The 12,057-nt window shown below is 57.7% G+C and carries 13 protein-coding genes; 10 read left to right on the top strand and 3 right to left on the bottom strand.

What is annotated here, in order from left to right; all coding sequences use genetic code 11:
- Position 1 precedes the first annotated feature (1 nt).
- Both ACR0L4_RS07895 and ACR0L4_RS07890 read left to right on the top strand, forming a co-directional pair.
- The gene (locus ACR0L4_RS07895) at positions 2-799 is read left to right on the top strand and encodes a transglutaminase family protein (RefSeq protein ID WP_480511949.1); all 798 of its coding nucleotides are present in this window, start codon (positions 2-4) and stop codon (positions 797-799) included.
- 11 nt (positions 800-810) lie between these two features.
- Positions 811-1,560, top strand: a complete 750-nt coding sequence (locus ACR0L4_RS07890) for a proteasome-type protease (RefSeq protein WP_480511947.1) — start codon at positions 811-813, stop codon at positions 1,558-1,560.
- A gap of 98 nt (positions 1,561-1,658) precedes the next feature.
- Here ACR0L4_RS07890 and ACR0L4_RS07885 read toward each other — a convergent pair whose 3' ends face one another.
- A complete protein-coding gene (locus tag ACR0L4_RS07885) occupies positions 1,659-2,339 on the bottom strand; it encodes a GntR family transcriptional regulator (RefSeq protein ID WP_480511945.1) in 681 nt (226 codons plus the stop codon).
- A 122-nt stretch (positions 2,340-2,461) separates the two neighbouring features.
- Between ACR0L4_RS07885 and ACR0L4_RS07880 the strand changes: the two genes are divergently transcribed.
- The 8 genes from ACR0L4_RS07880 (at position 2,462) to rplQ (ending at position 9,227) form a co-directional block, all read left to right on the top strand.
- Complete coding sequence (locus ACR0L4_RS07880) at positions 2,462-3,481, top strand: AbrB family transcriptional regulator (protein ID WP_480511943.1); 1,020 nt, start codon at positions 2,462-2,464, stop codon at positions 3,479-3,481.
- A gap of 285 nt (positions 3,482-3,766) precedes the next feature.
- Complete coding sequence (gene rplO, locus ACR0L4_RS07875; protein ID WP_480511941.1) at positions 3,767-4,240, top strand: 50S ribosomal protein L15; 474 nt, start codon at positions 3,767-3,769, stop codon at positions 4,238-4,240.
- 109 nt (positions 4,241-4,349) lie between these two features.
- On the top strand, positions 4,350-5,714 hold the full coding sequence (gene secY, locus ACR0L4_RS07870) for a preprotein translocase subunit SecY (RefSeq protein WP_170749494.1): 1,365 nt from the start codon (positions 4,350-4,352) through the stop codon (positions 5,712-5,714).
- Positions 5,711-6,355, top strand: coding sequence for an adenylate kinase (locus ACR0L4_RS07865; RefSeq protein ID WP_480511939.1), 645 nt, complete (start codon positions 5,711-5,713; stop codon positions 6,353-6,355). The genes secY and ACR0L4_RS07865 overlap by 4 nt, the downstream gene beginning before the upstream one ends.
- A gap of 413 nt (positions 6,356-6,768) precedes the next feature.
- A complete protein-coding gene (gene rpsM / locus ACR0L4_RS07860; RefSeq protein WP_008757392.1) occupies positions 6,769-7,137 on the top strand; it encodes a 30S ribosomal protein S13 in 369 nt (122 codons plus the stop codon).
- Positions 7,138-7,152: 15 nt separating this feature from the next.
- Positions 7,153-7,542: a 30S ribosomal protein S11 gene (gene rpsK / locus ACR0L4_RS07855; RefSeq protein ID WP_008757289.1), complete on the top strand. Its 390-nt coding sequence runs from the start codon at positions 7,153-7,155 to the stop codon at positions 7,540-7,542.
- 115 nt (positions 7,543-7,657) lie between these two features.
- On the top strand, positions 7,658-8,674 hold the full coding sequence (locus ACR0L4_RS07850; RefSeq protein WP_170377644.1) for a DNA-directed RNA polymerase subunit alpha: 1,017 nt from the start codon (positions 7,658-7,660) through the stop codon (positions 8,672-8,674).
- A gap of 130 nt (positions 8,675-8,804) precedes the next feature.
- Positions 8,805-9,227 (top strand): 50S ribosomal protein L17, encoded by a 423-nt coding sequence (gene rplQ / locus ACR0L4_RS07845; RefSeq protein WP_170749497.1) that lies wholly within the window; start codon positions 8,805-8,807, stop codon positions 9,225-9,227.
- Positions 9,228-9,362: 135 nt separating this feature from the next.
- On the opposite strand, the gene ACR0L4_RS07840 is transcribed toward rplQ, so the two are convergent.
- Positions 9,363-10,307: an alpha/beta fold hydrolase gene (locus tag ACR0L4_RS07840; RefSeq protein ID WP_480511936.1), complete on the bottom strand. Its 945-nt coding sequence runs from the start codon at positions 10,305-10,307 to the stop codon at positions 9,363-9,365.
- A 1-nt stretch (position 10,308) separates the two neighbouring features.
- Positions 10,309-11,781 carry a flavin-containing monooxygenase gene (locus ACR0L4_RS07835; RefSeq protein WP_480511934.1) on the bottom strand — a complete coding sequence of 491 codons (1,473 nt, stop codon included), beginning with the start codon at positions 11,779-11,781 and terminating at the stop codon, positions 10,309-10,311.
- Between the last annotated feature and the right edge of the window lie 276 nt (positions 11,782-12,057).

The following is a 12,057-nucleotide window of genomic DNA, read 5'->3' as shown; positions in this document are numbered from 1 at the left end:
AATGAAACTGCATATTCGACACGAGACACGATACGATTTCGACGCACCGGTTCCCTTTGGGCTACAGCAACTGCGCAAGACGCCGAAGTCATTTCGCAATCAGAACATTGTCAGCTGGAACACCGAAGTCACCGGAGGGCGCAAGGAACTCAGTTTTGAAGACTATCACCGCAACACTGTGGAACTGATCAGCTTCGATGCGAATACCCAATGTGTCTCATTGATTTCAGAAGGCGTTGTTGAAGTAGAGGACTCGCATGGCGTCCTGGGGCGTCATGAAGGATCCACGCCGTTATGGCTGTTCAAACGCGGCACACGCCAGACGAAACCGGGAAAAGGCGTTTCAGAGTTGATCAGATCGCTGCCACAGGGCGAACCCCTTGAACAGATGCACGCCCTGTCCGAGGCAATTCGAAAGCACGTTGACTACGAAATCGGAAGTTCGCACCCCGACTGGAGTGCAGAAGAAGCCATCGAAGCAGGTCGCGGAGTCTGTCAGGATCACGCCCACATCTTCATTACCTGCGCCCGCCAGATCGGCCTGCCCGCACGCTATGTCTCGGGCTATCTGATGATGAACGAAACCGAATTGCAGGATGCGACACATGCCTGGGCCGAGGTACATTTGGACGGCCTCGGATGGGTTGGGTTTGACGTCTCGAACGGAATTGCGCCTGACAATCGCTATGTCCGCGTTGCAACCGGTCTGGACTATGCGCAAGCTGCCCCGGTAATAGGAAGCAGAATTGGGACAGCGGGCGAGCAATTGACGGTGCAGTTGCAGATCGCACAGCAGTAACGGAGACAAGAATGACCTATGCTGTGGGCATGCGGCTGAACCGCGGTCTGGTGTTTATGGCTGATACGCGCACAAATGCTGGCGTAGACAACGTCTCGACCTTTAACAAAATGTTCAATTGGACAGTGGACGGTGATCGATCGATCACCTTGCTGACGGCTGGCAATCTTGCAACCACACAGGCCACGATAAGCCTACTGGAAGAGCGCACAAAAGCCCCCGAAGATCGTTCACCTTCGATCCTTGAGGCACCTACCATGTTTCAAGTCGCACAATTGGTGGCCGAAACCCTGAATGACGTGATCGAACAGCACTCGCGGTCCGGTCAGCAGGCCGATAGCTCATTTCATGCCACGCTTATCCTGGGTGGTCAGATCAATGGCGGACCGTCGCGCCTGTTCCTGATCTACCCAGAAGGCAACTTCATCGAAGCCGGAGACGACACCCCTTTCTTTCAGATCGGAGAAACCAAATACGGTCGTCCGATACTGGTGCGGGCGTATGATCCGGAAATAGACTTTCCCGAGGCAGTAAAGCTTTTGATTGTCAGTTTTGACTCGACGATCAAGGCCAATCTCTCTGTCGGCGCACCGCTCGACCTGCTTTTGTACGACGAGGACAGCCTCAAGCCGGGTCGGCGGTCAAGGTTTGAAGCTGACGACCCCTATTTCCGAACGATTTCCGAAGGATGGGGTGACGCGCTGAAATCCGCGCTTTCCAAATTGCCGGACTTTGACGCTGCGGGCGACCAAATAGATTGATTCCCACCTAGCAAAACGACACCACGCCAAAGCCTCGGCGGCGATCATGGCGGCGCCAAATACCGCGATGTCGCAAGCTGCCCTTTGGGGGCGACTAGCTACTGATCTTCGTCGTTTGTGCGGTCACGCTCCTGCAACGCGCGGATACGCATCCGCTGTGCGGCCTGAATATGCGCCCGCATTTCGGTCTCGGCAGCAGCACCTTCGCGGGCCTTCAAGGCGACCATGATGCATCGGTGTTCGGCCACCGCCGCTTCGGCCCGCTCGGCGTCCAGCATCTGCGACGGTCCAAGGATCAACAGCGCCTTTTGCAAAGTTTGTATGGACTTTGTCAGAAACCGGTTTTTGGCTGCATCCAACAATGTGGCGTGAAAAATCCGGTTGATCCGGACGGCATCGGGGGCCGTACCTGCCTCGGCCAGGCGGTCATTCAGCACGTCCAACTCATCCAGTTCGACATCCGACGCAGCCCGCGCCGCAAGCCGTGCAGCCGTACCTTCGAGCACGGCGCGCATCTCGTAGAGTTCCATGACCTCGGCATAGTCCAGGCTACGCACTGTCGCGCCCTGCCTGGGAACATGGGTGACAAGCCCATCGGCCTCAAGCTGCCGGATCGCCTCGCGCACCGGGGTGCGACTGACACCTAAGCGTTCAGACAACTCGATCTCGCGCAGGCGTTCGCCAGGCAACAGCATACCATCGCGAATTTCATCCAACAGGCGCTGATACGCGGACGTGCCCTGTGGGCCGGGTTGCACGGGGTCGTCCTGACTGGTCATCATGGCCTCACTTGTCTTATTGCGTACAACTGTATACATTTGGATACTAATCGAGTCAACGACGCTGGAACCGCACCTTGTTCACGCAGACCAACCCGCCTTCTCTTCTGATGAAACGTGCTATGACGACTGCTCTGGCACTGGCGGGCACCGGGGCATTCTGGGCATTGGATCTGCCCCTCCCTTTTCTGTTCGGACCCATGACAGCCTGTCTGATCGCAGCGCTGGCACACGCACCATTGGAAGGGTTCGGGCAAGTCTCGGTTGCGGCGCGCACCATATTGGGGGTGGCTGTGGGCGCGTCGATCACACCGGCCCTGTTTGGTGAATTGCCAAAGATGGCAGCATCGATCGCGCTGGTCCCGCTTTTCATTCTGCTCATCGCGCTGGTCGGCGTCCCTTTCTTTCGCAAGTTTTGGGGCTTTGACACCACCACCGCGTTCTATGCGGCCATGCCCGGCGGGTTGCAGGATATGATCATATTCGGCACCGAGGCTGGTGCCAACCCGCGTACCTTGTCTTTGATACACGGCACACGCGTTCTGATCATTGTAACGCTGGCCCCACTGTTTCTGACTGTTTTCTATGACGCACAGCTGACCAACCCGATCGGAGAGCCCGCGCGCGATCTGCCCGTCCATGAACTGGTCCTAATGGTACTGGCGGCCCTTATCGGTTGGAAAGGCGGCGAGCGGATCGGCCTGTTCGGTGCATCCATCCTCGGCCCGATGATTCTGACGGCGGCCCTGTCACTTGGTGATTTCATTCACACCCGGCCTCCGGGCGAAGCCATATTGGCCGCGCAGTTCTTCATTGGCTGCGGGATCGGCGTGAAATTCGTGGGCGTCACATGGATAGAACTGCGCCGCATCGTGTCGGCGGGCTTCGCCTATGTCATCGTGCTTGCCCTGCTGGCAGCCGCCTTCACCGCTCTTGTCACCACGTTGGGATTTGGTCAGCCGATTGAGGCTTTCCTTGCGTTCGCCCCTGGCGGGCAGGCTGAAATGACGGTCCTGGCCATCGTTTCAGGCGCCGATTTGGGCTTTGTAATCACTCACCACCTGACGCGGATCGTTCTGGTGATCATCGGCGCACCCATCGCTGCAAACCTGATTCTGCGCTGGTCAAGCCCACGAAATTGACCATGCAGATTGCTGTGCTCGCGGTAAAGAAACCCTGCCCGACGGCGAATCGCGCATGTAAACACATTTGCCCGTATGGGTCGGACAGGTCTGCGCACATGACCAAGTCATACTGATAGTCAGCAAGCAAAAAGTCTCGACCCATTGCGGCACGGCAGTGCTTGCAAGACCGAGCACAAAGCTGTAAGGCGCTCCGGTGGCTTTCGGGCCACAAGAATCAAAACCAAGAAACGCCGTGGTTGGCCCATCACGCTTCGGGGTCACATCCGGCTTAGGAGAAGCGATATGAAACTGAACGAATTGCGCGACAATCCCGGCGCCACACCAAAACGCACGCGCGTGGGTCGTGGTCCCGGTTCCGGCAAAGGTAAAATGGGTGGCCGCGGTATCAAAGGCCAGAAATCCCGTTCGGGTGTGGCCATCAATGGCTACGAAGGCGGCCAGATGCCGCTGTATCAGCGCCTGCCCAAGCGTGGCTTCAACAAGCCGAACCGCAAGGCATTTGCCGTTATCAATCTGGGCCTGATCCAGAAATTCGTCGACGCCGGCAAGCTGGACGCCAAAGCCGCGATCACCGAAGACGCGCTGGTTGCCTCGGGCCTGGTGCGCCGTAAGCTGGACGGTATCCGCGTTCTGGCCAAAGGCGAAATCAGCGCCAAAGTGAACCTGGAAGTGACGGGCGCCTCGAAAGCCGCAGTTGAAGCGGTCGAAAAAGCGGGCGGCTCACTTAAGGTCACAAAAGCTGCTGCGGCAGAGTAAGCGCTTGTGAGCGGGCGCAGACCCGCTTACATAGACCTCACAGTTTTCCTAGACGCCGTCCGAGCCGGAAAACGGTTCCGGGCGGCGTTTGCATAAGAGAGACCGATATATGGTATCAGCAGCAGAACAAATGGCAGCCAATACAAGCTGGGCTGCTTTGGGCAAGGCCACCGATCTGCGCAACCGCATCCTGTTTACGCTGGGTTTGTTGATCGTCTATCGCCTGGGCACCTTCATTCCGGTGCCGGGGATTGACGGGCAAGCCCTGCGAGAGTTCATGGAACAGGCGGGGCAAGGCATCGGCGGCATGGTTTCGATGTTCACCGGCGGGGCGCTGGGGCGGATGGGTATCTTTGCCCTTGGCATCATGCCTTACATTTCGGCCTCGATCATCGTGCAGCTGCTGACGTCGATGGTTCCCGCGCTTGAGCAACTCAAGAAAGAGGGCGAACAGGGACGCAAGAAGATCAACCAGTATACCCGTTTCGGCACCGTGGCACTGGCCACCGTTCAGGCCTATGGCCTTGCCGTTTCGCTGGAATCGGGCGATCTGGCGACCGATCCGGGCATGTTCTTCCGCATGTCGACCATGATCACGCTTGTGGGCGGCACCATGTTCCTGATGTGGTTGGGCGAGCAGATCACCGCGCGCGGCATCGGTAACGGTATCTCTTTGATTATCTTCGTGGGCATCATTGCCGAGGTTCCGGCTGCACTGGCGCAGTTCTTCGCATCCGGTCGTTCCGGTGCGATCAGCCCGGCCGTAATCGTGGGCGTAATCGTGATGGTGATTGCCGTGATTACCTTTGTGGTGTTCATGGAGCGCGCCTTGCGCAAGATTCACATCCAATACCCGCGCCGTCAGGCCGGTATGAAAGTGTATGAGGGCGGCTCCAGCCACCTGCCGGTCAAGGTCAACCCGTCGGGCGTAATCCCCGCCATCTTCGCCAGCTCGCTGTTGCTGTTGCCAGTGACAATCTCGACCTTCTCGTCGGGCGCGGCCAATGGCCCTGTCATGTCGTGGCTGCTGGCAAACTTTGGTCCCGGACAGCCACTCTATCTGCTGTTCTTCGCGTCGATGATCGTGTTCTTTGCCTACTTCTACACGTTCAACGTGGCCTTCAAGCCGGACGATGTGGCAGACAACCTGAAAAAACAGAACGGCTTTGTGCCCGGCATTCGCCCCGGCAAGAAAACCGCCGAGTATCTGGAATACGTGGTCAACCGCGTTCTGGTACTGGGGTCGGGCTATCTGGCAGCTGTCTGTCTGCTGCCCGAGATTTTGCGAAACCAATACGCCATTCCGTTCTATTTCGGCGGCACCTCGGTTCTGATTATCGTCTCTGTGACCATGGATACGATCCAACAGGTTCAGAGCCATCTGCTGGCGCACCAATATGAAGGGCTGATTGAAAAGTCCCAACTGCGCGGCAAAAGCAAGAAACGCGGCAGAAAGGGAGCTGCTCGCCGATGAACATCATTCTTCTCGGCCCCCCGGGGGCAGGCAAGGGAACGCAGGCGCGTCACCTGGTTGAAACCCGCGGTATGGTGCAACTCAGCACCGGAGACATGCTGCGCGAGGCCAAGACCTCGGGCACGGAAATGGGCCAGAAGGTTGCTGCGATCATGGACGCGGGCAAGCTGGTCACCGACGAGATCGTGATCGGCCTGATCGAAGAGAAACTGACCACCGAAAAAGGTGCCGGTTTCATCTTTGATGGCTTCCCCCGCACGCTGGCACAGGCCGATGCGCTGTCGGCTCTGCTGACCAAGCTGGGCCAGTCGCTGCATACGGTGATCGAGATGCGTGTGGACGATGACGCGCTGGTGGGCCGGATCACGGCGCGGTCAACCTGCGGCGGGTGTGGTGAGGTCTACAACGACATCACCAAGCCGATCCCGGCAGATGGCAAATGCACCAATTGCGGCAAGGAAAACGACTTCGTTCGTCGTGCCGACGATAACGAAGACAGCCTGCGCACGCGGTTGATGGAATACTATAAAAAGACCTCCCCGCTGATCGGCTACTACTACGCCAAGGGCGATCTGCGACCGGTGAATGGGCTGGCGGATATCAAGGAAGTCACGGCGTCGATCGAGGCGGTTCTAGGCTAAGAATTGATCGCACAAAAACTCAGGATACCAGCGATGTGGAAGTTTTTCGGGTTCGCTGGCGGATGTCTGGTTGGTTTTTTAGTCGGTGCTGTAGTCGGTGGATTTTGGGTAGGAACCTTAGGTTCGCCAAACACGCACGTCGACTTTTGCTCCGACGAAAGCAGCAAACACTTCATCTTTGATGAGCATGTCAGAGAGAAGGTTTGCTGGCCTGACTGATAAGGGCTTGACGGCACCGCCAAAAGCCCATATCGACCCCCATCCCTAAAGGGAATCAAGACCGCATGCGGGATTCGTCCCAAATGCCCCGACCACCTCGAATAATACTGGACCCTCTGGCGTCACTGCCACGGTCAAGTGTTGTGAAAAAAGGTTCCGGAGCTACGGAACCGCAACAAAAAGGAAAGTGACACGTGGCACGTATTGCCGGCGTAAACATCCCGACTGCAAAGCGGGTACCTATCGCCCTCACATATATCACCGGTATCGGAAACACCTCGGCCAAAGCGATCTGCGAAGCCGTGGGCATTGAAGCGCATCGTCGCGTCAACGAACTGTCCGACGCCGAAGTTCTGGCCATCCGCGAGCACATCGACGCAAACTTCACCGTCGAAGGTGACCTGCGTCGTGAAGTTCAGATGAACGTCAAGCGCCTGATGGACCTGGGCTGCTATCGCGGTCTGCGTCACCGCCGCAACCTGCCGGTTCGCGGTCAGCGCACCCACACCAACGCTCGTACCCGCAAAGGCCCCGCAAAGGCCATCGCTGGTAAGAAGAAATAAGGGAGGGTCTGACCGATGGCACGTGACAAGACTCGCGTTAAGCGCAAAGAGCGCAAGAACATCGCATCGGGCGTTGCCCATGTGAACTCGACCTTCAACAACACCAAGATCCTGATCTCGGACGTACAGGGCAACGCCATCTCGTGGTCGTCTGCCGGTACCATGGGCTTTAAGGGATCGCGGAAATCGACCCCCTACGCCGCTCAGATGGCTGCAGAAGATGCAGGCAAAAAGGCGCAGGAACATGGCGTCAAGACGCTCGAAGTCGAAGTTCAGGGCCCCGGTTCGGGTCGTGAATCGGCTCTGCGTGCGCTGGCTGCAGTGGGCTTCAACATCACGTCGATCCGCGACGTGACCCCGATTGCTCACAACGGCTGCCGCCCGCCGAAGCGCCGCCGCGTCTAAGCGATTTTGAATTAGGCTGGGGCCCGCGTTTTCGCACGGCCCCAGCACGTCATTTTGAACCTCGGGCGTCTGCACCTTGTTGGTCATGGGGCGCGGACAGGAATGGAGGGATTACATGATCCACAAGAATTGGGCAGAATTGATCAAGCCGACCCAGCTTGACGGCAAGCCGGGCAACGATCCCGCACGTCAGGCAACCCTGGTCGCCGAGCCGCTGGAACGTGGCTTTGGTCTGACCCTGGGCAACGCGCTGCGCCGCGTTCTGATGAGCAGCTTGCAAGGTGCGGCCATCACCAGCGTTCAGATCGACAACGTCCTGCACGAGTTCTCCTCGGTTGCGGGTGTGCGTGAAGACGTCACCGACATCATCCTGAACCTCAAAGGCGTGTCGCTGCGCATGGAAGTCGAAGGGCCCAAGCGTCTGTCGATCAATGCCAAAGGCCCCGCAGTTGTCACCGCGGGCGACATCAGCGAAAGCGCTGGCATCGAGGTTCTGAACCGCGATCACGTCATCTGCCATCTGGATGATGGCGCCGACCTGTTCATGGAACTGACCGTCAACACTGGCAAGGGCTACGTCTCGGCTGAGAAAAACAAGCCGGAAGATGCACCCATCGGCCTGATCCCGATCGACGCGATCTATTCGCCGGTCAAAAAGGTTGCCTATGACGTTCAGCCGACCCGTGAAGGTCAGGTTCTGGACTATGACAAGCTGACCCTGAAGATCGAAACCGATGGTTCGATCACGCCTGAAGACGCGCTGGCCTATGCCGCTCGTATCCTGCAGGATCAGCTGTCGATCTTCGTCAACTTCGACGAGCCGGAATCGGCTGGCCGCCAGGACGAGGATGACGGTCTGGAGTTCAACCCGCTGCTGCTGAAGAAAGTAGACGAGCTGGAACTGTCGGTCCGTTCGGCAAACTGCCTGAAGAACGACAACATCGTTTACATCGGCGATCTGATCCAGAAGACCGAAGCCGAGATGCTGCGCACTCCGAACTTCGGCCGCAAGTCGCTGAACGAGATCAAAGAAGTGCTGTCCGGCATGGGTCTGCACCTCGGCATGGATGTCGAGGACTGGCCGCCCGACAACATCGAAGATCTGGCGAAGAAATTCGAAGACGCGTTCTAAGCGCGTCTTCCCAAATGCCCGGCCCAAATTGGGACTATCCGGGGACTGTATGGGCACTTCCGCCCCAAGGAGAGCCGGTGACACGCATCGCCGGCCAGACAAAGCAAAACGCGAAAGAAGGAACTAGAAAATGCGTCACGCACGTGGTTACCGCCGCCTGAACCGTACTCATGAGCACCGTAAGGCTCTGTTTGCGAACATGGCTGGCTCGCTCATCGAACATGAGCAGATCAAGACAACTCTGCCCAAGGCAAAAGAACTGCGCCCGATCGTTGAAAAACTGATCACTCTGGGCAAGCGCGGCGACCTGCACGCGCGTCGTCAGGCCGCATCGCAGCTGAAAGAAGACAAAGACGTCGCAAAGCTGTTCGACGTTCTGGGCCCTCGCTATGCCGAGCGTCAGGGCGGGTATGTCCGCATCCTGAAAGCAGGCTTCCGCTATGGCGACATGGCCCCGATGGCGATCATCGAATTCGTGGATCGCGATCTGGATGCCAAAGGCGCGGCTGACAAAGCCCGCGTTGCTGCAGAAGAGGCAGCCGACGAAGAATAAGAAAGCAAAGCTTTCTGACTGAACCCTTGCTTCTGAACCAAATCAGGTCGACGCAAGGAGATACAAGTAGCGCCTGCCGGGTATTCCATCGGCAGGCGTTTGTATTCAGGTAGCGCCACAGCAGCTCTGGGCGGATCAGATGGCAGAACCCGCAATGCTGCGGATAAACAGAGCGCAACGATCCGGTTCGGTGATCAGTATCATGTGCCCGGCCCCCTCAATCGTCTCGTATGTCACACCATGCTCCTCCATCGAAACTCCATGAAGCGAAGGTGACAAAATAGCGTCTTCCGACCCGAAAAGAATTGCGCGCGGGACCTGCAATTCTTTGTAGCGCGCGCTTTGGGCCTCGATGCTCTGCTCGACCCCAACAACGTCCTGCGACGCGGTGACGAAGGCCGACGGGCGCAGACCCAGTGCCCCACCTGCCCGGTCCAGAAAATCGGCAGGTGGTGTTTCCGGGTCGAACACGGCCCCTAGCGCGTGGGGGGCGGATTTGGACGCCAAAGGGACCGCCAGAGTATTGCCGATCAGTTTGCGCAACCAGTCCGCACGGATTTCGAGTGGTTTGAACACTGCCGGCGTCTCGGGCAGTTTCTGTGTCAGCGGAGCAAGCATTGCCAGCCCGCGCACCCGGTCGGGACAATCCAGCGCCATCGCCAGGGACACTGCACCGCCCAATGAGTGCCCGACCAGGATCGCCTTGGACACGTCCTTTGCTGCCAGGAATTCGTCTATCATCCGCGCCTGTTCCGGCAAATGCGCCAGATCAGCAGTGTCTCGGGTTGAGTATCCGCACCCTGGACGATCAACGGCGATGACGTGGTAGTCATCGGCCAGCTTGTCCATCACCGCATAGGTGAAATGCTGCAATTGGCCCGCCAGACCGTGGACCATCACGATCGTCTGGGCCTTGGGGTCGCCCTTTTCGACATAGTGAATACTGCCACCGCGCACCGGAACGATCTGGCCAAGCTGTGGAACGGTTTCATGGCCCTTGCGGGTCAGGGCCCGGGTCCAAAGATTCATGCCCAGCAAAAATGCTGCAATGGCCACAATCAGAATGAGGATCGTCGTCATGTTAGGTACCACCACTTGTAGTCAAGACAGGTTCGTATTGTTCGAGGCCTGACCGCGCCATGCGTTTTTGGAATTCTGCCACAGTTCCCGGCCACAGTGTGGTGTTTCGCCCCTCGGCGTCCTGATACCACGAAGTACATCCACCAACCTGCCACACGCTTTCGGAGTGGCGATCTTTCATTTCCTTTTCAAACGCAGCCTGTTTCGCCGAATTCGGAGTGATCGCATCCAATCCATTGTTCCGCATGGTGCTGAGCACCCTGCCGATATGGTTAACCTGCGCTTCGATCATCAGAACAACAGAGTTGTGGCCCAGCCCCGTGTGCGGACCAAGCAGCATGAAAAAGTTCGGGAAGCCCGCGATGGCAGTCCCAAGATTTGCCTGCATGCCGTCAGCCCAAGCCGCGCGTAGCGTTTGGCCGTCGGCCCCGGTGATATCCAAGCGCTCGACAACATTGGTGACGTGAAAACCGGTGCCCCAGATCAGAATATCGGCCTGCGTTTCGCTGCCATCTGCGGCAATGATCCGGTCTCCTTGGATCGACGTAACGCCCTGCGGAACAACATCGACCGTGTCGCGCGCCAAGGCCGGGTACCAGTCGTTCGAACTCAGAATTCTTTTGCACCCGATCCGGTATGTCGGCGTCAGTTTCTCGATTTCAACGGGATCAGAAATGGAGCCTTCCAACGATTTGCGCCACATTTTCATGGCGAAGCGCACCATGCCCGGTTCCCCACGAAAGACGCGGTGGCGATATTCGAAGACCGCAAAAATCAATTTGCGGCGCAGCCAGGGCAGCAACGGGATACGCGCATAGAGCCGCCGTACCCAGGGTGCAATTGGGCCATCGGGCCGGGGTAGAACATAAGGGGCGCTGCGCTGGAAAACTGTTACTTGGCGCGCCGTTTTTGCGATTTCCGGAACAAATTGAACTGATGATGCGCCGGTTCCTACCACCGCGATCCGCTTGCCGGTGACAGGTACATCGTGATCCCACAGCGCCGAGTGAAAACAGGGCCCGGGAAAGCTGTCCGCGCCTGGAATGTCGGGAATACTGGGATGATGCAGCGCACCGATGGCCGAAACCAGAAACTGCGCCGACCAAATCTGTCCTTGTTTTGTCTCGACACGCCAGCGTTTTCCGTCCCACTTGGCGGATTTTAACTCTTGGTGAAAATGGCACAGGTCGTACAATCCCTCGTCCTGTGCGACCGCCTGTAGATAGGCCTGTATTTCGGCACCGCCGGCATAGGCGCGGCTCCAGTTCGGATTCAGATGCGTCGCCATAGAGTACAAGTGAGATGGAATATCACACGCCACACCGGGGTAAGTGTTTTCGCGCCACGTGCCTCCGATGTCTCCGGCTTTCTCCAAAATAGCGATGTCGGCAATGCCACGTTTGCGGGCGTCCAGTGCCATCGTCAGCCCGGAAAACCCGGACCCGACAATCAACATGTCCACGTCGTGATCCATGCGCCCGCCCCTCCCAAAACGACCAAATGGTTGCCTGAAAGACTATAGGTGCATGGCACTGTCTGAACAGGGTCTCGTTGGGTCATGGGACCGGTAGCGGCACCTTGGTTGAGCTGACCTCGCCCCAGCGCCAATTTTATTATGGTTGAAAATGACAGACCGTTTCAAAGAAGGTGCATTTGACGCTCAACTTTACAGATCGGGTCGTCAAACCGGCGCAAAAGGTCGGTAATGGCCGGATCAGCAAACGTGAGTCCCGCTAGGGTGACGAACCAA

The sequence above is a fragment of the Ruegeria sp. AB5 genome (assembly GCF_056542645.1).
This window is presented reverse-complemented; position numbering and strand designations above follow the sequence as displayed.